Source organism: Methyloceanibacter sp., assembly GCF_035650995.1.
Classification (GTDB): Bacteria; Pseudomonadota; Alphaproteobacteria; order Rhizobiales; family Methyloligellaceae; genus Methyloceanibacter.
Window position 1 is genome coordinate 14880 of the sequence record NZ_DASRGO010000152.1, and the last position, 20346, is coordinate 35225.

Here is a 20346-nt window from a genome sequence, read left to right on the forward strand (position 1 = left end):
CTAAACCGTGACGCGAAGCCATAAACGGAATCCGCTTGTTTTAGAAGTTCGTTGAGGCACCGAAACGGAAAATCTCGGTTCGGTCGAAATCGGCCTTAAGCAGGGCCTGGGCGATATCGGCGCGAAGCGGGCCGAGCGGCGATTGCCATATGAGGCTGAAGCCGGTGGACAGGCGAACCTGAGAGCTGTCGAAGATGAAGCTGCCTTCCTGGTTGACGGCATTGATCGCGAGCTGGCTCGGGTCCCAGAGCGAGCCCGCGTCGACGAACACCGCACCCTGCATGCCAAGGTTGTCAGGGATGAACGGGAACGGGAAACGCACCTCGGCGGTCGTCGCCCAGAACATCTGGCCGCCGAGAGAGTCGCGCCGGCAATTCTTTATCCTCTGGCCGTCGATTGGGTCTTCGCAGGCGTCACGAGGACCGAAGCCTGCGCGTTCGAAGCCGCGCACCGTCTCTCCGCCCTTGAAGAACAAGTCGGTCAGGCGGACATCCTGACCTCCCCACCCGAAAATATCACCGCCCTGCACCCGACCAACCAGCGTGACCTTATTGGTAATGGGATAGTAGGCGCGCGCGTCGGCCACGGAACGTACATAGTTCACATCGCCGCCAAGGCCGGCGAGATCCTGCGAAAAGGACGCGAAAACGCCGGTTGTTGGCGCTTGCGGAAGATTGCGCGTGTCGTAAGCGACCGTGTAGCCGACGCTCGAGACATTGACCGTGCCGGCGGCCTGCTTGACGGCGAGCGAGGCGTTGTCGCTCACGTCGAAAATGTCCTCATTCTCGAACTTGTAGCGCAAGCCGAGCTGCGTATTGTCGGCGATGGGGAAACCGATACGGACGTCGCCGCCCGCGTCTCGCTCCTGGAAAGAGGCGACATTGGTCAGGTCAACCGTCTTGTAAAAGGCGTCGAAACCCGCCGCCATGTTGCGATCGAGGAACTGCGGTTCCGTGAAGCTGAAATCGACCTGGGCTCGCTCAAGACTGCCGGAGAAGCCAAGCCTGACATACTGGCCTTTGCCCATCAAGTTGCGCTCGGTGATGCTGACGTCGCCGATCACGCCTTCGCTGGTAGAGTAGCCGGCGCCGAAGGAGAGCTCCCCAGTCGGCTGTTCTTGAACCTTCACGGTGAGGATCACCCGGTCTGGCGCGCTGCCAGGATCGGTGTCGATATCCACCGTTTTGAAGAAACCGAGCGCCCGAAGCCGTTTCCGCGCCGCCTCGACCAGGAGGCGGTTATAAGCGTCGCCTTCGGCCAACCGGAACTGGCGCCGGATCACCTTGTCCTCGGTGCGGAAATTGCCGACGATATTAATGCGCTCGATGTAGATGCGTGGACCTTCCTCGATGACGTAGACGATGCCCATGGTATGGGTGGCCTCGTCGCGTTCGAAGCGGGGCCGAACCTGTCCGAATGCATAACCCTGTTGCGAGACGGCGATGGTCAAGGCCTCGACGGTCTTCTCCACTTTCTCGGCGTTATAGACCCGCCCGGTTCGAGTGAGGATTGATCCGCGCAAGGCGTCGATGTTGAGCGAGGGGAGTGCGCTCTCGATGTCGATGGCGCCGAAGCGGTAGCGCTCGCCTTCGCTGATGGTGAAGGTGATATAGAAGCCTCGTCCGTCGCGATCGAGATCCGCCGTCGCCGAGACGATGCGCGCGTCGGCATAACCGTTCTTAAGGTAGAACTGCCGGAGCAGCTCGCGGTCGAGGCTCAACCGGTCGGGGTCGTAGATATTGGTGTTCTTGAGGAAGCTCAAGAGATTCGTCTGCGTGGTCGAGATCACGAACCTGAGCTGCGAATCGCTGAACGCTTCATTGCCGATGAAATTGATGGCCCTGATCTTGGTGGTCGGCCCCTCGTTGATCTCGAACACGACATCGATGCGATTGTTGTCGAGGTTGATGATCTTGGGATTGACCGCGGCCGCGTAATAACCCTGCCGCCGATAGACGTCGAGGATGCGCTGAACGTCGGCCTGGACGCGGGCGCGCGTGTAGACCGCGCGCGGCTTGAGTTGAACCTCCGCGGCGAGTGCGTCGTCCTCGACCTCCCGGTTTCCTTCGAAGGCGACGCGGGCAACGATCGGATTTTCCTGGACGACCACGACCACGGTCGAGCCTTCGCGCCTGATGCGCACGTCCTGGAACAGACCGGTGGCAAAAAGAGCTTTTAGCGATTCGTCGATCTGGGCGGGGTCATAAACATCGCCGGCGGTGAAGGTGAGATAGGAGCGCACCGTCTCGGGCTCCACGCGCTTGTTGCCTTCGACCCGGATGCTTTGGATTACCTCTTGCGCGTGTGCGGATAGATCGCCGAACCCTGCGCTGAGACCCAGCGAGAGCGGGACGCTACTCAACACTAGGAGGGTCGCGAGCAACCCTCTGGCAAACGTCCACCGCACCATTGCTGGTGTCTTTCCCCTCGAAGCCGATCCCCGCCGCCGCGCTGGCTTTGAGACCGAAACTGGCCACTGTTTTGTGGCCGATTTTTGATTCAAACCCCGTCAACAGAGCGGGGGCTCACCAGCCCCCGTTCCGAGTCTCGTTATTGCACGCCATACTCATAAAAATTTCAAGTGAATCAAGTCATTCCAGGTTGCAAAAATCATCAGCATGAGGACAAAGGCGAGCCCGATCCTGAAGCCCATCTCCTGAGTTCCTTCGCTGAGTGGGCGACCCCTGAGCGCCTCGATCCCGTAGAACAGAAGGTGTCCGCCATCCAGCATCGGGATGGGGAACAGGTTGATCAACCCAATGCTCACCGAAATGATCGCACAGAGGTTGAGGAGCGCGAGGAAACCAGCGGTCGCCACCTGTCCCGACACTTGAGCAATTCTGATGGGCCCGCCAAGTTGATCGGCTGATTCTCTTCCGGTCACCACATCGTAGAGATAGCCGAGCGATCGGGCGATGACGAAGTACGTCTCCTTGATCGCCATCACAAAGGCCGTGGCCGGATCGTGACGCTTTAGTGTCCATTCCTCGGGTGCAGCCTGCCGCTGAATACCAAGGAGCCCGATCCGCATCTCGTTACCGAAGCGGTCGGTGATCGTCTTGAGCTCCGGGGTCACCGTGATGTCGATGGTCTTGCCGCCGCGGTCGACGACGAAATGGAGCGCCTGGCCCGGACTCATGGCGACGATACGCTGCATCTCGCCGAAGGTCTCGATCTTGGCGCCGTCGATGCTGATGACACGGTCACCCGGCAGGAATCCGGCCTTTTCCGCTGCGCTACCCGGATTCACAATGTCCACTTTGGGTGCGGTGATGCGCTCGCCGAAAATGCCGAAGATGGCCGTAAAAATGACGATGGCGAGCAGGAAATTTGCGATCGGGCCGGCAGCAACGACGGCAGCACGCTGACCGAGCGACTTGCCCTGAAAACTCCGCGCGCGCTCCTCCGGTGTGAGCTGCTCAAGCGTTCGGCGCCCGCCGCCGGCGCTCGCTGCGTTCTCGTCGTCGATGAACTTCACGTAGCCGCCGAGCGGGATCCACGAGATCTTCCAGCGCGTGCCGTGCCGGTCGGTGAAACCAACAATCTCAGGTCCGAAGCCGATGGAGAACGCTTTGATGCCGACGCCGCAGCGACGCGCGACAAGAAAGTGGCCAAGCTCGTGGACAAACACAACGACAGTCAGGACGAAGATGAAGGGAACGAGATAGCCGAGCGCGGTATCACCGAAGCCCGCAAGCTTAAGAATTGTGTCCATACGGCAAACTACCTTCGAATTTGGGCCCTTCTTAGCCCGCCTTAGCCCGCCAACGCAAACCGGCTCAACAGCGCGGAGGCGCGATTGCGCGCCGCGGAATCGACGGCGAGCACGGCTTCGACGGTGGTAGGCGCTGAGGCGACGAGATCGGGGCATGCCGCGAGCGTCGCCTCGACGAGGGAGGCAATCGAGAGGAAGCCGATCCGCCGTCTGAGGAACGCTTCAACGGCGACTTCATTGGCCGCATTGAGCACGGTCGGAGCGCCGCCACCCGCTTCGAGCACTTGCCGCGCCAAGCGGAGGGCGGGGAAGCGCGCCACGTCCGGCGCCTCAAAGGTCAAAGCACCGAGCTTCGCGAGATCGACGCGGCCGTTCGGCACGTGCATGCGTTCGGGCCAGGCGAGGCTATAGGCGATCGGCGTGCGCATGTCGGGGCAGCTCATGTGCGCGATCACGGAGCCGTCGGCAAGATAGACGAGACAGTGCACGATCGACTGCGGGTGGACCAGAACGTCGAGCTTGTCGGGCGGGAGGGCGAAAAGATGATGCGCCTCGATGAGTTCCAGGCCCTTGTTCATCAAGGTCGCCGAATCGATGGTAACTTTGGGCCCCATCGACCAGTTGGGGTGGTTCAGCGCCTGCTCAGGACGGGCGTCGGCCATCTGGGCGAGGGTCCAGGCGCGGAACGGGCCGCCGGACGCGGTGATGCATATCCTCTCGATCCGCTCGGGCTTGGCGCCGACCATGGCTTGTGTCGCCGCCGAATGTTCCGAGTCGACGGGAAGCAGCGTCGTGCCGGAGCGGGCGACCTCGGCCATGAAGATCGCCCCGGCGGTAACGAGGCATTCCTTATTGGCGATGGCGGTCGCAGTTCCTTGCCGGACCGCCTCGAGCGTCGGCCTGAGCCCGGCCGCGCCGACAATCGCCGCCATAACCCAATCGGCCGGACGGCGAGCCGCCTCGAGCAGAGCTTCCTCGCCCGCCGCCGCCTCAATGCCGGTGCCGGCGAGAGCCGCCTTCAGCGATGCATAACCGCTCGGATCGGCGACCACGGCGAGTTCGGCCCGATGCAGGATGGCAAGCTCGGCAAGCCGGGCGACGTTCCGTCCGCCGGTCAGCGCCACGACCTGATAGGCCGAGGCGTTCCGCCCGATCAGGTCGAGCGTGTTTTCGCCGATCGAGCCGGTTGCGCCGAGCACCGTGATCCGCCGCGGAGCCGATGCGTGCCGCTCCAGTTCTCTGGTGAAAGATGATGGGGACTGAAGCACGGTTCTCCTTCACCACATGAGTAGTCCGCGGGCCGGGCTGGCCGGGTCGCGGAGCGCGATCAAGCCAGCCAGGATCGCGGCAATGAGAAGACCATCAATACGGTCCAAAAGTCCACCGTGACCTGGGATGAGCTGGCTCATGTCCTTGGCCCCAAAATGGCGCTTTACCGCGCTTTCGAGCAGATCTCCGAGCTGGCAGGCGAGGGCGAGAGCGACGCTTGCGAGCGCAAGCCGCCAAGCCGAGCTGTCCTTAAGGGTGAGCGCGAATAAGTAGCCGACAAGGGCCGGGGTCAGCGCGCCGACGATGAAGCCGCTCCACGTCTTGCGGGGCGAAATGCGCGGCGCGAGCTTTGGGCCCCCGATCAGCCGCCCCGCCGCGTAGGACGCGGTGTCGGTGGCCCAGGCGACGGCAAATAGATAGAGAACGGCCACCGCGCCGAGTGAAACGTCGCTGCGGAGGAAGGCGAGTGCGGCAGCCGGTAGTACCGCATATAGGAGCCCACCAAACGACCAGGCGAGATGGCCCGAGGACGAGCTCGACAGCACGACTGCTCCGGCGCCCACAAGAAATGCAAGCGCGCCAAGACCGGGGCGCCCGAGCGTGAGCAGAAGCGCAACGGCTGCAACCGTGGCCGCCTCGATGATGGCAACGCGGTCGAGCCCCTCGCCCCTTACGAGCCGCCCCCATTCCCAGGCGACGATCACGCCCGCAACGATGATAAGCACGAGAAAGGACCAGGGGCTTGCAATTGCCGCTCCGAGTGCGAGCGCAGCGAGCACCAGCGCAGACGCGAGCCGCAAGAGGACTTCCGATTTCGGTCTTTCTGCTCCGCCGCGATCATTCTCGGGGAGCGTCCGGCTCCCTGTCACGCGGTCGATCTCGCCGAGGTCCCGCCGAAGCGCCGGTTGCGCCGCTGATACTCGGCGAGGGCGGCCTCGAGCTGCTCGCGGGAGAAGTCGGGCCAGTAGCAATCGACGAACACGAACTCGCTGTATGCGACCTGCCACAAGAGGAAGTTGGACAGCCTGAGCTCGCCGCTCGTGCGGATGAGAAGATCAGGATCGGGCAAGCCGGCGGTGTCGAGATAGGCGGCGAAGCGCTCCTGGGTGATGTCGGCAGGATCGAGCACGCCCTTGGCCACGTCCTCGGCAAGGCGGGCGGCGGCGCGGGCGATCTCGTCGCGTGCGCCGTAATTGAAAGCGATGGTCAGGTTGAGCGCGGTGTTGTCCTTGGTCAGCTCGATCGCGTCGTCGATCATTCTGAGGAGGTCAGGCGCGAGCCCGGCGCGGGTGCCGATCACCCGGATCTTTACGCCGTTCTTGTGCAAGTCGGCGAGGTCGCGGCGTACGAAGCGGCGCAGCAAACCGAACAGGTCGTTGATCTCTTGCCGCGGACGCGACCAGTTCTCAGAGGAGAAGCTGAACAGAGTGAGATGGGTAATGCCGAGCTCTTGGGCGGCGCTGACGGTGCGCCTCACCGCCTCGACGCCTTTGCGGTGACCTTCGGCGCGCGGCAGCCCGCGCTCGGCGGCCCAGCGACCGTTGCCATCCATGATGATGGCGATATGACGGGCAACAGGCCGATCGGTCGCCTTGAAGGCAAGCTTATCCATCGCCAACGTCACGGTGGGCTGCTCCGGTTTGGGGTAGGACGGCGTGCATGTCCCCCTACCCGATTAGACCTGCATGATCTCGGCTTCCTTGCTCGCAAGGGCCTCGTCGATTTCCTTGATAATCTTGTCGGTCAAGTCCTGCACCTTGGTCGAAAGCGCGTGGTGCTCGTCCTTGCCAATCTCGTGCTCCTTCTCGGCCCGCTTCAAGTGCTCCATGCCGTCGCGGCGGACATTGCGGACGGCAACTCGCGCGGTTTCTGCATATTTGTGCGCGACCTTGACCAGCTCCTGGCGTCGCTCCTGATTGAGCTCGGGGATCGGGAGGCGCAAGAGCTGGCCCTCGACGACCGGGTTCAGTCCGAGATCGCTCTCTCTGATCGCGCGGTCGACGGCGCCGACCTGGCTCCGGTCCCAGACTTGGACCGTGATCATTCGCGGCTCGGGCACGTTAATGGTCGCGAGCTGATTGAGCGGCATAGGGTTGCCGTAGGCCATGACCGTGATCGGGTCGAGCAGGCTCGCATTGGCGCGTCCAGTGCGCAAGCCGCCGAATTCCTGCTTGAGCACGGTCAGAGCGCCGCGCATCCGCCGTTCGATCTCTTTAAGGTCGAAGCCAGACATCTCGCCTTCCCTGCGGGCCCGCCCCGGCCGAAATAAGCTCGAGGTCAGGGATGAATTCGTTCGCTCGCGCGATCGTTAAGCGCTTCCTCAAGCTCCTCGTCCGCCGTCGATTGTGGTCGAGGAACCCTTCCCTTGCAGCACGCGAGCCAAGCTGCCTTGGCTCTTGATGGAAAACACAATTATCGGAATTCGATTGTCTCGGGCAAGGGCGATTGCGGCGCCGTCCATGATGCGCAAATCCTGCTTAAGAACGTCGTCGTAACTCAGCCGGTCATAGCGTTTGGCGGTCGGTGTCGTCTTCGGGTCGGCGCTATAGACGCCGTCGACCTGGGTGGCCTTGAGTAGGGCATCGCAGCCCAGTTCCGCCGCCCTGAGCGCCGCCGCCGTGTCGGTGGTGAAAAAGGGATTGCTGGTGCCGCCGGCGCAAATTACCACCCTGCCCTTGTCGAGATGATCGAGCGCCTTGTCGCGGATATAGGCCTCGCAGACCGTGGGCATAGGAATGGCCGAGAGCACGCGCGCAGGCCGGCCCTCGCGCTCGATCGCCGCCTGGAGGGCGAGCGCATTCATGACGGTCGCGAGCATGCCGACATAATCGGCGCGGGCGCGATCCATGCCGACTTCGGACGCCATCAGACCGCGGAAGATATTCCCGCCGCCGATCACGAGGCACATTTCGGCGCCTGCCTGAGCCGCCGCCGCGACGTCGCGGGCAATGGGCGCGATAACGTCGAGATCGATGCCGTAGCCCTTATGGCCAGCCAGCGCCTCGCCCGATAACTTGAGCAGAATGCGCTGGAAGCGGAGGCCCTTGGCCGGTGCCGTCTCTGCCATCAGCCTCACCTCCCCGCTTGGCCGCAGGCTTCGCGGGACATTATAGCCCGAGATCGCCCGAGGGGCCCTCCGCAAACGCGATCCCTAGGCCGCCTCCTCGCTCGAGCGGTCGATACCCTCGCCCAGCGCGAAACGATGGAAGCCGGTGATCTTGATCGGCGCGCCGGCCCCTTTTTCCGCGGCCGCGACGGCCTTCGCCACGGTCGTGTCAGGGTCGTGCACGAAGGACTGCGCGAGAAGCACGACTTCCTCGTAGAACTTACGCAGACGTCCCTCGACCATCTTCTCGATGACGTTCGCCGGTTTGCCGGACTCCTTCGCCTGCTCGATCAACACCGCGCGCTCGCGGTCGACGAGCGTCTTGTCTAGGCTTTCGACGTCGATGGCTTGCGGATTGGCGGCGGCGATGTGCATCGCAACCTGACGCCCGAAGCTCTTGAGCGTCTCAGCATCGCCAGTCGACTCGAGCGCGACGATGACGCCGATCTTGCCGAGTCCCGGAGCCATCTGGTTGTGGATGTAGCTCGCCACCGCGCCGTTCTTCACCGCCAGGTAGGCCGTGCGGCGCAGAGTCATGTTCTCGCCGATCGTGCCGATCGCCTCCTTGATAGTGTCGGCGACGCTCTGCTTGCCACCAGGGAATTTCGCCGCGGCGAGTTTGTCGAGGTCGCCCTTGGCGCCGAGCGCCGCCTCGGCGATGCCCTTGGCCATTTTCTGAAACGCCTCGTTGCGCGCGACAAAGTCGGTCTCGGAATTGACCTCGACGAGGGCCGCTTGCTTCGCGTCGGCCGCAAGCCCGATCAGGCCTTCGGCGGCGACGCGGCCAGCCTTCTTGGCCGCCTTGGCGAGGCCCTTGGCCCTCAGCCAATCAACGGCCGCTTCCATGTCGCCGCTCGTCTCCGCGAGCGCCGCCTTGCAGTCCATCATGCCCGCGCCGGTCTTCTCGCGCAGGTCTTTGACCATGGTTGCGGTAATGGTCATGCCGTTCCTCTATCAAGAGCCGCTTCGCCGGTTGCGACGCGGGTGATTCTAGCTCTCGGCCTCTTCGCCGGTGCTCTCGGCCCTGCCCTTGCGCGGACCGCGGCGATCAGGACGACCTTTGCCGTTGGCCGGGCCTCTCGCCTCGCTGCGCTGGGGCTTCTTGCGGCGGTCGGACTTGGCCGGTTGCTCCGAAGCCTCATCGCCCTCAAGCCCGGGCTCGCCGACCGGTTCCTCGGCCGCACCGACGTCGATGCCAATGGCCCCTTGGGCGCGTTCAATGCCGTCGAGGGCCGCACGCGAGATCAGGTCGCAATAAAGCGTGATGGCGCGGCCCGCGTCGTCGTTGCCGGGGATCGGATGGCTGATCCCGTCCGGATCGCAGTTCGAATCGACGACTGCGACGACAGGCATATGAAGCTTGCGCGCTTCGGCGATCGCGATCGCTTCCTTGTTGGTGTCGATCACGAACAGGAGGTCAGGCAGAGCGCCCATGTCTTTGATGCCGCCGAGCGACCGCTCGAGCTTCTCCTTCTCGCGGGTTAGCTGAAGGAGTTCCTTCTTGGTCAGGCCGTGGGTTTCGCCCGCGAGCATTTCCTCGAGCGACTTCAGGCGCTTGATCGAATTCGAGATGGTTCGCCAATTGGTCAGCGTGCCGCCCAGCCAGCGGTGATTGACGTAGTACTGGGCGCATGACTTGGCGGCATCGGCGACGGCCTCGGACGCCTGGCGCTTAGTGCCGACGAAGAGGACGCGGCCGCCCTTCGCGACCACGTCCGAGACGGCGAGCAACGCCTGATGCAGGAGCGGCACGGTCTGAGTGAGGTCGATGATGTGGATGTTGTTGCGAGAGCCGTAGATGAACGGCTCCATCTTCGGGTTCCAGCGGTGGGTCTGATGACCAAAATGCACGCCAGCCTCCAAGAGCTGGCGCATAGAAACATTAGGCAGTGCCATGGGCCTGCTAACTCCTTTTTCCGGTTCTGCCGCCGCGGGGTGAGAGACCGGCCCTGAGACCGGTCACCGGAGCGAGCGCAACGGCTGGGAAGCCGAAGAGACGCTAGGCCCCGCGTGTGAGATTGGCGGTTTATAGGGGGCACAACCCCACTTTGCAAGGGCTCATGCGGGCAAAAAGCCGAGGAATCCGGCGCTTTTACAGCGCGCTGATCGAGGACACCCCCTCGACCAGCTTGAGCGCGCTGCGCTGCTTCGGCGTCGCGTCGATCCCTTGCGGCAGGACGAACTCGACCTCGCGCGAGAGGTCGTCGAGCCTGAGCACGAGACGGAACTGGCCCTGGCCCCCTTTCGTGCCAACCTGTGCGACGAGCGGACCAAGGGCGCGCGTGTCGTCGAGATAGATCTTCATGCCGGAGTGGCGCCCCTCCGCCGCCTTCTCGAGCGAGACGAGGCGCTGCACCCTGACTTTGATCGCCTCGCCGTCGGCCTCGGCCTCGACATCGAGCAAGACCGCGGTTCCGGGTTCCAGGAGCGCACGCGAGGCGGCCAGCAATTCCGAGAAGATGACCGCCTCGAACTGACCGGTCGGATCGGAGAAGGCGGCGAACGCGTAAGCATTGCCGGTCTTGCCCTTGCGCTCGCGCGCGTGAAGCACGGTCCCGGCAAGGGTCCCGACCACGCGCCGCGTTCGGGCCTTGGCCGCGAACTCGGCCCAGGTTTCGGCTCCGAGCGATTCCAGCACCTCCTTGTAATCGTCGAGGGGATGCCCGGTGAGGAAAAAGCCGATCGCCTCGAACTCGCGCGAGAGCTTGTCGGTCGGAACGAAGGGCTTCGCCGGGCGAAGCTCGATCGGGGGCGGCACATGCATCGCGCCAGAGAAGAGGTCCTCCTGGCCCTCCGATGCCGTTTCAAGCGAGCGGTTGCCGGCAGCGATCAGCCGATCGACATTGGCAAGGGCCGTTGCCCGATCGATGCCGAGCTCGTCCAGCGCGCCGGCTGCCGCCATGGTCTCGACCGCGCGCTTGTTGAGGAGACGCGGGTTGATGCGGCGGGCGAAATCCGAAACGTCGCGGAAGGGTCCCCGCGCCGCGCGCTCTTCGCAGAGATGCTCGACGGCGTGCCGCCCGACATTCTTGACTGCGGCAAGCGAGTAGCGAATGGCGCCCTCTCCCGGCACGAAACCGACCTCGGAATGATTGACCGACGGCGGTTCGATGCGAATGCCGAGCCGGCGCGCCTCCTGGGCGAAGCCATTCAACTTGTCGGCGTTGCCCATGTCGAGCGTCATCGATGCGGCGATAAACTCGGTGGGATAGTTCGCCTTGAGATAGGCGGTCTGATAGGCGATCAGGGCATAGGCGGCGGCATGCGATTTGTTGAAGCCGTAGCCCGCAAACTTCGCCACCAGCTCGAAGATATATTCGGCGCGCGCGCGATCGACGCCGTTCTTGACGGCGCCCTCGACGAAACGCGTCTTCTGCGCGTCCATCTCCTTCTTGATCTTCTTGCCCATAGCGCGGCGAAGCAGATCGGCCTCGCCAAGCGAGAAGCCGGAGAGGACCTGGGCGATCTGCATCACCTGCTCCTGATAGATGATGACGCCATAGGTCTCCTTCAGGATCGGCTCGATCATCGGATGCAGGGTTTCGATTCCCTCGCGGCCGTGCTTCCGGTTGACATAGGAGTCGATGTTGTCCATCGGGCCGGGGCGATAGAGCGCGACGATCGCGATGATGTCCTCGAAGCGGTCTGGCTTCAGCTTGCGCAGCGCGTCCCGCATGCCCTGACCTTCGAGTTGGAACACTCCGACCGTATCGCCCTTTTGCAGCAACGTGTAAGTCGATGTGTCATCGAGGGGAATTTTCGCGGGGTCGATCTCGGCTCCGCGCCGCGCGATCAGTCTCCGCGCTGTCTCGATGACCGTCAGCGTCTTCAGGCCCAGAAAATCGAACTTCACGAGGCCCGCGGCCTCAGCCCATTTCATGCTGAACTGCGTCGCGGGGAGCTGAGCGCGCGGATCGCGATAGAGCGGCACGAGCTCGATCAGCGGGCGGTCGGCGATGACGACGCCGGCGGCATGGGTCGAGGCATGGCGGTAGAGGCCTTCGAGACGCTGGCCAATGTCGAGCAGCTTGGCCACGATTGGCTCGGCGTCGCGGGCTTCCTGGAGCCTCGGCTCCGCGGCTATCGCCTGCGGCAGGGTGATCGGGTTGGCCGGGTTCATCGGCACAAGCTTGCATAGCCGATCGACCTGTCCATAGGGCATCCCGAGCACACGGCCGACGTCGCGCAGCACCGCGCGGGCCTGCAGCTTGCCGAAGGTGATGATGTGCGCCACGCGATGCGCGCCGTAACGCTCGCGCACATAGGCGATCACCTCATCGCGCCGGTCCTGGCAGAAATCGATGTCGAAGTCGGGCATCGATACGCGCTCGGGATTGAGGAAGCGCTCGAACAGCAGCCCGAAGCGGATGGGGTCGAGGTCGGTGATGGTGAGCGCATAGGCGACAAGGGAGCCCGCGCCCGAGCCTCGGCCCGGGCCCACGGGGATGCCTTGCGCCTTGGCCCATTTGATGAAGTCCGCGACGATCAGGAAGTAGCCCTGGTAGTTCATGCGGGTGATGACATCGAGCTCGAAGGCTAGACGCGTCTCGTACGCCTCGACGCTCTCTCCCGGCGCGACTCCGTGCTGGGCGATGCGCTCCTTCAACCCCGCCTCCGATTGACGCCTCAGCTCCGCCGCTTCAGTCGCAGCGCGCTCTACCGCCGAGTCGCCGTCGGAGAGGAAAGGCGGCAGGATCGGCTCGCGCTCCTTGGGCCGATAGGCGCAGCGGCGGGCAATCTCAATCGTGTTGTCAAGCGCCTCGGGAAGATCGGCGAACAATTCCCGCATCTTGGCGCCGGACTTGAAATAGTGCTCGGGGCTCAAGCGGCGCCGGTCGTCGACCGCGACATAGCTTCCTTCCGCAATGCAGATCAGGGCATCATGCGCCTCGAAGTCGTCGGCACTCGCGAAGTAGGACTCGTTGGTGGCCACGAGGGGAAGGTCGAGATCATAAGCGAGACCAATAAGTGCGGGCTCGACGCTTCGCTCCTGCGGCAGTCCATGCCGCTGGATCTCGACGTAGAGTCTGTCGCCGAATAGGGCCTTGAGGCTCTCGACCCGATGGCGGGCGAGCTCCGGACTGCCCTCGGCAAGGGCACGATCGACGATGCCCTCGGGACCCCCCGTCAGGGCGATGAGGCCTTCCGCATGGGCGGCGAGTGCGGAGAAATGCGTAACGATTTCACCCGTCTCGGCAGCCGCGAAATAGGCGTTGGTCGATAGCTGCATGAGATTGGCGTAGCCGCCGGCATCCTTGGCGAGCAGCGCAATGCGCCCATCGCTGCGCGGTCCCCTGATTTCGCCCCCTAGCGGGCCAGCGTCTTTCTCGGTCGAGAACGTCAGCGAGAGCGTTAGCCCGATGATGGGTTGAATGCCTTGCTCGGCGAGCGCCTTGGAGAATTCCAGCGCGCCGAAGAGGTTGTTCGAGTCGGTCAGGGCAAGCGCGGGCGCCCCGTCCTCGCGTGCGAGCGCGGCGAGCTTCGGGATGGTGAGCGCGCCCTCGAGCAGCGAATAGGCCGAGTGAGCGCGCAGATGCACGAAGGGTTCAGGTTTTGCGGTCGCTTGCGTCATCAGCTAAGAGCCGCCGGATTCGTCCCGGCGTACAAGGAGGCACGCTCGGGCACCTTGAACATATCCACGGTTTCCACGATCATGTTCTTGTTTCGTTCATAACTCAAGCGTGTCGGCTTATCTGCGCCGTCCAGGCTCTAACAGACTGATTTTATGTCGAAATATTGATGTCGGCCGTGTGATGCGGCAGGGGTGGAAGACTTAGTCGGTCGCGACTTCCGCCACGACGACCTCCTCCTCGATCAGGACGCCATCGGCGAGGCGAAGCGTGCGGTCCATGCGGGCGGCGAGGTCGAGATTATGCGTGGCGACGACCGCTGCCACGCCAGATGTTTTGATGAGCTTCAAGAGCTGCTCGAACACCCGTTCGGCGGTCGGCGGATCGAGGTTTCCGGTCGGCTCGTCCGCCAGAAGCACTTTCGGTTCGTTGGCGACGGCGCGGGCGATGGCCACGCGCTGCTGCTCGCCGCCCGACAGCTGCGCCGGCCGGTGGTCCCAGCGCTGGTCTAGGCCGAGCGATCTCAGGAGCTCGCGCGCCCTCTCCTCGGCCTTATCGCGCGTGAGCCCCAGAATGAGCTGCGGCAGCACAACATTCTCGAGCGCCGAGAATTCGGGGAGCAGGTGATGGAACTGATAGACGAAGCCGACTTCCATGCGCCGCATGCGTGTTTGTTCACTGTCGGTGAGCTTGCCGCAGTCTACGCCATTGATGACAACGGCCCCCTTGTCAGGACGCTCGAGCAACCCTGCGATATGCAGAAGGGTGGATTTGCCGGCGCCTGACGGGCCAAGCAGGGCGACTGTCTCGCCGGGAAAGAACGAGGCGGACGCCCCTCTCAACACCTCGATGCGACGATTGCCTTGCGTATAGCCGCGCTCGATGCGCTCGAGGCGGAGTTGCGGTTGGGCTCTCGGGCTATCCACGTTCGGCCTACTCGTAGCGCAGGGCTTCGACCGGGTCGAGCCGCGATGCCCGCCACGAGGGGTAGAGCGTGGCGAGGATCGACAGCGCCAGCGCCATGATCACCACCGACGCCGTCTCGCCCGAGTCCATCTCGGCCGGCAATTGCGAGAGATAATAGAGTTCGGGCGCGAAAAGATCGGTGTCGGTCAACCAACCGATCAGCTCGCGTAGCCGTTCGATGTTGAGACAGACGACCACACCGAGCAGGAAGCCCGCGACCGTGCCGACGATGCCGATCGAGGCGCCGGTGATAAAGAAGATGCGCATGATCGCTGCGCGCGTCGCTCCCATGGTGCGCAGAATGGCGATGTCGTGACCCTTGTCCTTCACCAGCATGATGAGGCCCGAGATGATGTTCAGCGCCGCCACCAGGACGATAAGTGCGAGGATGAGGAACATCACGTTGCGTTCGACCTGAAGCGCGGTGAAGAAAGTCGCGTTCCGCTGACGCCAGTCGCTGACATAGATGCTCGGGCCTCCGGCGCTGATGATCTTCGGCGAAACCGCGCCCACCTCGTCGGGTGAATCGAGCACGACTTCGAGCACGGTGACGCTGTCCGGCTGATTGAAATAGAGCTGCGCCTCGTGCAGCGGCATGAACAAAATGCTTGCGTCATATTCCGACATGCCGATCTCGAAGATTGCGACGACGGGATAGCGTTTCACGCGCGGCGCGGTGCCGAGGGCGGTGGCAGCGCCCCGCGGGGTGATCAGCGAGACCTGATCGCCGACCCTCACGTTGAGCTCGTTGGCAAGGCGGCTGCCGAGCGCCACGCCCGGCTGCGTGTCGAAATTGTCGAGCGTGCCGAAACGAATATTGGTCGAGACCGCTTTGAGCTCCTTCAAGTCGTGCTCGCGCAAGCCCCGCACGAGCGCGCCGCTCGAGGTGTTGGGAGTGGTGATCAACACCTGCCCTTCGACGAGCGGCAGAGCATATTTGACGCCGGGAACGTTGCGGATGCGGTTCGCCACGTCGTCAAAGTCATTGAAGTTGGAAAGGCTGTGCACCACGACGTGGCCATTCAGCCCGAGCATCTTGTCGAACAGCTCCTGGCGGAAGCCGTTCATCACGGCCATGACGATGATCAGAGTCGCCACGCCGAGCGTGATGCCGATGAAGGAGAAGCCGGCGATGACCGAGATGAAGCCCTCCTTGCGCCGGGCCCGCAGATAGCGAAGGGCCACCATCCATTCGAACGGAGCAAACGCCCGCGTGCCGTGCTGTGCGCTCATGAAGCTTGCCTCTTCGTCTCGGCCTGTGATGCGAGAAGCCGATTGAAGGCGGAATCGAAGGTAAGACTATGGCGGGCGCCGGTCGCCCGCTCCTTGAGCTCGACCTCGCCGGAAGCAAGCCCCTTGGGGCCGACGACGAGCTGAAAAGGTAGCCCAATCAAGTCCATAGCGGCGAATTTGGCCCCCGCCCGCTCATCCCGGTCGTCGAAGAGGACGCTTAAGCCCGCGGCCTCGAGTCTCGCATAGAGGTCCTCGCAAGCCTTGTCCGTCGCCGGATCGCCGACCTTCACGTTGATAAGTCCGAGATCGAAAGGGGCGACCGATTTCGGCCAGATGATCCCCGCCTCGTCGTGAGAGGCCTCGATGATAGCGCCGACCAGGCGCGAGACGCCGATCCCGTAGGAGCCCATCTGCACCGTAATGAGTTCGCCGTCGGGACCCTGCACGCGGGCTCCCATCGATTCCGAGTATTTCGTGCCGAAGAAGAAGATGTGGCCGACCTCGATGCCGCGCGCCGTGACGCGGTCCTCTTCTCGGACCTCTTTGAGGAAGCGCTCGGCTTCGTGCTTCTCTTCGGTCGCGGCATATTTCGACGTAAAGGCCTCGACGATCGGTGAGAGGTCGCCGTCGTAGTCGATATCGGCGCCTGGCGGCTCGAGCGCAATGAGGTCCCGGTGGCAGTGGACCTCGCTCTCGCCGGTGTCGGCGAGGATGATGAACTCGTGGCTGAGATTGCCGCCGATCGGACCGGTCTCGGCGACCATGGGAATCGATTTCAGCCCCATGCGTGCGAAGGTGCGCAAATAGGAGACGAACATCTTGTTGTAGGATTTGCGCGCGTCGTCGACGGTCAGGTCGAAGGAATAAGAGTCCTTCATGAGAAACTCGCGCCCGCGCATCACGCCGAAGCGCGGCCTGATCTCGTCGCGGAACTTCCATTGGATGTGGTAGAGAATGCGCGGCAAGTCCTTGTAGGACTTCACCGCGTCGCGGAAGATCGCGGTGATCAGCTCCTCATTGGTGGGGCCGTATAGCATCTCCCGCTCGTGCCGGTCGGAGATGCGGAGCATCTCCTTGCCGTAGGCCTCGTAGCGGCCGCTCTCCTTCCATAGCTCAGCCGACTGAATGGTCGGCATCAGGAGCTCGAGGGCGCCGGCGCGGTCCTGCTCCTCGCGCACGATCTGCTCGATCTTGTGTAGGACCTTGAAGCCGAGAGGCAGCCAGGAATAAATGCCGGCGCTCGCTTGGCGGATGAGGCCCGCGCGAAGCATCAGCCTATGCGAGGTGATCTCCGCTTCCTTGGGGTCGTCGCGGAGCAGCGGCAGGAAATAGCGGCTGAAGCGCATCGGGGCTTTCGGGTGTTGCGGCGGTTCTCCGCCCGTTCGGATTGTCCGATGAATGGGAAGGCCTTTTCTCCCTCGCCCACCCTCTTGAGGCGGCTAATAACCCGGTTTGACGAGGCGAGGCAATCCTCGCCACCTGGCCTGCATAGGCTTTTCACGGCTGGCTCAGTCTCCCTTGTCCCCCCAGACCTTCCATGGCCCGAAAAGATTTTGCCTATTTCGCAGGCAAAACCCGCCGCAATTCGCCGCAGCAAGAACGCTTGGTTTCGAACCGGTTCCGGGCAATGCGATTTTGTCAAGGGGGAAGACGCGCATAAATCAGCGGCGGCGAGCTACAATGATGGTGACAATTTGGCACGGCTCGGCTAGGGTTCGCGCTACAACGTCTTAAGAGTTCGGGACCGGTGACGATCTCGGGTTCGAGCGTTGAGATTGGACCAGGTCCAAGTCTTGGGAGGAAGTAACTCCAGGCGCGCTGAACATGTAGGAGCATGGGCGCAGCCGCTTTTCTGCCTGCATCCTCGATCTTTCATATCAACGGACGAGCCTCGCTAGGCAGCGGAGATAAGGAGTCGCGTTACTGAAGCAAGGTCGATTCGGCCTTGCTTTTTTTTGTCCGGCGCCCGGACCCGGCCGTTGCGCCTTACTGAACGTGCTCGTAGCGCGGGAAGAACGGGATATCATCGATCGTGATCACGCGCTCGGCGATGATCAGGTAGAGCACCGCGAATACGATGCTCGAGACGATGGTGGTTGCGACCATCTTCGGCAAGAGGTGTGGCGTGTGCGGCGCGCTCTCGGGCGTGCCTGGGACCGTGCTCTCTCCCTCTTCCTCCGGCGTGCGCACGCCGATCGGCAGCATGGCGAACAGCACGATCCACCAGATCACAAGGTACATGGAGACGGCGAAGGCGAAGGTCACGGCCTATGCCTCCTCGAGCTCGACGAGCGTGCCGCAGAAATCCTTGGGGTGAAGGAACAGGACCGGCTTCCCGTGGGCGCCGATCTTGGGGTCGCCCTGGCCAAGAACGCGCGCGCCTTGCGCCACGAGCCGGTCGCGCGCGGCCTTGATATCGGGGACTTCGTAGCAGAGATGATGGATGCCGCCATTCGGGTTCCGCTCGAGGAAGCCGGCGATAGGAGACTTGTCACCAAGCACGCCGAGCAGCTCGATCTTGGTGTTGGGCAGCTCGATGAACACGGTGGTCACGCCATGCTCGGGCTGATCAACCTCCTCGGAGACCTTTGCGCCGAGCGTGTTGCGGTAGACGTCCGTCGCGGCCTTCAAGTCGGGCACGGCGATGGCGACGTGGTTCAAGCGGCCGATCATCAAACAAACTCCTACGGTACTTCCGCCAGAGCGGGGTCCTGGTAATCACGCTCTCCCCTCTATTCAGAACTGAATTGCCCGGACTGGCCAGGCAGTGACAAGAGAAAAAGCGCAAATGCTCGGCCCGCTTAGATCACGGTCAGAAGAACCGAACACATCGGCTTCTTGCCCCAGGCCTGGTTGACGGCCGCACGTACCGAACGGCGCACCGCTTCGCTGACGAGAGCCGGATCCTTCCGTCGCGGCTTGGGGATGCTTTCGATGGTGCCGATGGCAGCCTCCCGGGCGATGGTCGCGAACGGCGTCCCTTGCGTGTCGGTCACGGGCAAGCCGGTCACCGCAACCTCCGGCTCGGCGAGCAGCGCTCCCTTGTCCGACATCACGAGCGACACGGCGACCGAGCCGGCGAAACTCAGCTTGCGCCGCTCGCGCACCTGGCCGTCGCCCTCGCGGGTCAGGATCATGCCGTCGCGATAAAGCCGCCCGACCGGAACCTCGTCGATGATCGCGGCAGGTCCCGGGAGGAGCCTCACCATGGCGCCGTTACGCGCTCGAACGACCTCCGTCACGCCAAGCCGCTCGGCGAGCTTGGCATGGGCTTCGAGATGCCTGCCCTCGCCGTGCATGGGAATAGCGATCTTCGGCTTGACCCAACTATAGAGTTGCTCGAGCTCGCCGCGGCGGGGATGACCTGAGACGTGAACCGGCGCCTCCTGGTCGGTAATGACTTCCACGGCAAGATCGGCAAGTCCGTTCAGGACGCGCGAGACGGCCCGTTCGTTACCGGGGATGGTCCGCGATGAGAAGATCACGCGATCACCCGGATCGAGCTCGACGTTGGGATGCTCGCCTTGGGCGATGCGGGCCATGGCAGCGCGGGGCTCGCCCTGGCTCCCGGTGCAGAGCGCCACGACCTTGTGCGGCGGCAGCTTGGCGAAAACTGTCTCGTCGTGGAAGGAGAGATCCTTGTCGAGATAGCCGGTCGCCTGCGCCGCCTCGATGACGCGGTACATGGCGCGGCCAACGACCACGAGCTCGCGGCCGGCGGCGCGGGTGGCGTTCACGACCGAACGCAAGCGGGCGACATTCGAGGCAAAGGTAGTGACCGCGACGCGCCCGCGCGCCTCGCCGATGAGGCGGTTGAGTGCCACAGCGACATCCGCCTCGGACGGAGACACGCCGTCACGCACCGCGTTGGTCGAGTCGCAGATGAGCGCGGCAAGCCCGTCCTCGCCGAGCGCCCTGAGCCGGGCCTCGTCGGTCGGCGCGGAGGTCAAAGGATTCTCGTCGAGCTTCCAGTCGCCGGTGTGCAGCGCGGCGCCGAGCGGCGTCCGGATCACGACCGCCGACGGCTCGGGGATCGAATGCGACATGCTGACGAGCTCGACATCGAACGGGCCGATTGAGCGGCGGTCGCCGAGCGGCATGAGGTTGAGCGGGAAGCTGTCGGCAATTCCCATCTCGGAGAGTTTGGACTTCAGCATTTCGGCGGTGAAGGGCGTGGCGTAGACCGGCACCCCCCCGAGCTGCGGCCAGAGGTCGACCACGGCGCCGAAATGATCCTCATGCGCATGGGTCAGGAGGAGGCCCGCGATATTGCGCTTCTCCTCGGCAAGGAAGCTGATGTCGGGAAGGATAACGTCGACGCCTGGCTCGGACTCGCTGCCGAAGGTCACGCCCATGTCGACGACGAGCCATTCGCGGTCGTCCTCGGGGCCGTAACCGTAGAGATAGAGATTCATGCCGATCTCGCCCACGCCGCCGAGTGGGACGAAGACGAATTCGGCCCCCTTTCCGTTCGATTTCCGTGACAT

Annotated in this window: 16 protein-coding genes; all 16 read right to left on the reverse strand. The window is 63.5% G+C overall.

From position 1 onward, the window contains the following. Positions 1–40: 40 nt before the first annotated feature. Positions 41–2410 carry an outer membrane protein assembly factor BamA gene (gene bamA / locus VFB18_RS11355; RefSeq protein ID WP_324975102.1) on the reverse strand — a complete coding sequence of 790 codons (2370 nt, stop codon included), beginning with the start codon at positions 2408–2410 and terminating at the stop codon, positions 41–43. Between the two features lie 156 nt (positions 2411–2566). After that, positions 2567–3715, reverse strand: coding sequence for an RIP metalloprotease RseP (rseP, locus tag VFB18_RS11360; RefSeq protein ID WP_324975180.1), 1149 nt, complete (start codon positions 3713–3715; stop codon positions 2567–2569). 41 nt (positions 3716–3756) lie between these two features. After that, a complete protein-coding gene (gene dxr, locus VFB18_RS11365) occupies positions 3757–4983 on the reverse strand; it encodes a 1-deoxy-D-xylulose-5-phosphate reductoisomerase (RefSeq protein ID WP_414675685.1) in 1227 nt (408 codons plus the stop codon). 9 nt (positions 4984–4992) lie between these two features. Next, positions 4993–5784, reverse strand: a complete 792-nt coding sequence (locus VFB18_RS11370; protein WP_324975104.1) for a phosphatidate cytidylyltransferase — start codon at positions 5782–5784, stop codon at positions 4993–4995. Between the two features lie 65 nt (positions 5785–5849). Beyond that, positions 5850–6596: an isoprenyl transferase gene (locus VFB18_RS11375; protein WP_324975108.1), complete on the reverse strand. Its 747-nt coding sequence runs from the start codon at positions 6594–6596 to the stop codon at positions 5850–5852. A gap of 63 nt (positions 6597–6659) precedes the next feature. Then, entirely contained in the window at positions 6660–7217 is a 558-nt protein-coding gene (gene frr / locus VFB18_RS11380) for a ribosome recycling factor (protein ID WP_324975111.1), read from the reverse strand. 87 nt (positions 7218–7304) lie between these two features. Further along, positions 7305–8051 carry a UMP kinase gene (pyrH, locus tag VFB18_RS11385; RefSeq protein ID WP_324975114.1) on the reverse strand — a complete coding sequence of 249 codons (747 nt, stop codon included), beginning with the start codon at positions 8049–8051 and terminating at the stop codon, positions 7305–7307. Positions 8052–8135: 84 nt separating this feature from the next. Beyond that, entirely contained in the window at positions 8136–9032 is an 897-nt protein-coding gene (gene tsf / locus VFB18_RS11390; RefSeq protein WP_324975117.1) for a translation elongation factor Ts, read from the reverse strand. A gap of 48 nt (positions 9033–9080) precedes the next feature. Beyond that, positions 9081–9986, reverse strand: coding sequence for a 30S ribosomal protein S2 (gene rpsB, locus VFB18_RS11395; protein WP_324975120.1), 906 nt, complete (start codon positions 9984–9986; stop codon positions 9081–9083). Positions 9987–10182: 196 nt separating this feature from the next. After that, on the reverse strand, positions 10183–13662 hold the full coding sequence (gene dnaE / locus VFB18_RS11400) for a DNA polymerase III subunit alpha (RefSeq protein ID WP_324975123.1): 3480 nt from the start codon (positions 13660–13662) through the stop codon (positions 10183–10185). A 201-nt stretch (positions 13663–13863) separates the two neighbouring features. Continuing rightward, the gene (locus VFB18_RS11405; protein WP_324975125.1) at positions 13864–14586 is read right to left on the reverse strand and encodes an ABC transporter ATP-binding protein; all 723 of its coding nucleotides are present in this window, start codon (positions 14584–14586) and stop codon (positions 13864–13866) included. Between the two features lie 7 nt (positions 14587–14593). Further along, positions 14594–15859: a lipoprotein-releasing ABC transporter permease subunit gene (locus tag VFB18_RS11410; protein ID WP_324975128.1), complete on the reverse strand. Its 1266-nt coding sequence runs from the start codon at positions 15857–15859 to the stop codon at positions 14594–14596. Further along, on the reverse strand, positions 15856–17205 hold the full coding sequence (gene proS / locus VFB18_RS11415; RefSeq protein WP_324975131.1) for a proline--tRNA ligase: 1350 nt from the start codon (positions 17203–17205) through the stop codon (positions 15856–15858). The genes VFB18_RS11410 and proS overlap by 4 nt, the downstream gene beginning before the upstream one ends. Positions 17206–17845: 640 nt before the next feature. After that, positions 17846–18124 (reverse strand): DUF1467 family protein, encoded by a 279-nt coding sequence (locus VFB18_RS11420; protein WP_324975134.1) that lies wholly within the window; start codon positions 18122–18124, stop codon positions 17846–17848. Between the two features lie 3 nt (positions 18125–18127). Then, on the reverse strand, positions 18128–18532 hold the full coding sequence (mce, locus tag VFB18_RS11425) for a methylmalonyl-CoA epimerase (protein WP_324975137.1): 405 nt from the start codon (positions 18530–18532) through the stop codon (positions 18128–18130). A 128-nt stretch (positions 18533–18660) separates the two neighbouring features. Then, the gene (locus VFB18_RS11430) at positions 18661–20346 is read right to left on the reverse strand and encodes a ribonuclease J (protein WP_324975140.1); all 1686 of its coding nucleotides are present in this window, start codon (positions 20344–20346) and stop codon (positions 18661–18663) included.

Coding starts and splice junctions, on each gene's coding strand:
- bamA (WP_324975102.1), bottom strand. CDS start 2,410: ATGGTGCGGTGGACGTTTGCCAGAGGGTTGCTCGCGACCCTCCTAGTG.
- rseP (WP_324975180.1), bottom strand. CDS start 3,715: ATGGACACAATTCTTAAGCTTGCGGGCTTCGGTGATACCGCGCTCGGC.
- VFB18_RS11375 (WP_324975108.1), bottom strand. CDS start 6,596: ATGGATAAGCTTGCCTTCAAGGCGACCGATCGGCCTGTTGCCCGTCAT.
- frr (WP_324975111.1), bottom strand. CDS start 7,217: ATGTCTGGCTTCGACCTTAAAGAGATCGAACGGCGGATGCGCGGCGCT.
- pyrH (WP_324975114.1), bottom strand. CDS start 8,051: ATGGCAGAGACGGCACCGGCCAAGGGCCTCCGCTTCCAGCGCATTCTG.
- tsf (WP_324975117.1), bottom strand. CDS start 9,032: ATGACCATTACCGCAACCATGGTCAAAGACCTGCGCGAGAAGACCGGC.
- rpsB (WP_324975120.1), bottom strand. CDS start 9,986: ATGGCACTGCCTAATGTTTCTATGCGCCAGCTCTTGGAGGCTGGCGTG.
- dnaE (WP_324975123.1), bottom strand. CDS start 13,662: ATGACGCAAGCGACCGCAAAACCTGAACCCTTCGTGCATCTGCGCGCT.
- VFB18_RS11410 (WP_324975128.1), bottom strand. CDS start 15,859: ATGAGCGCACAGCACGGCACGCGGGCGTTTGCTCCGTTCGAATGGATG.
- proS (WP_324975131.1), bottom strand. CDS start 17,205: ATGCGCTTCAGCCGCTATTTCCTGCCGCTGCTCCGCGACGACCCCAAG.
- mce (WP_324975137.1), bottom strand. CDS start 18,532: ATGATCGGCCGCTTGAACCACGTCGCCATCGCCGTGCCCGACTTGAAG.
- VFB18_RS11430 (WP_324975140.1), bottom strand. CDS start 20,346: ATGTCACGGAAATCGAACGGAAAGGGGGCCGAATTCGTCTTCGTCCCA.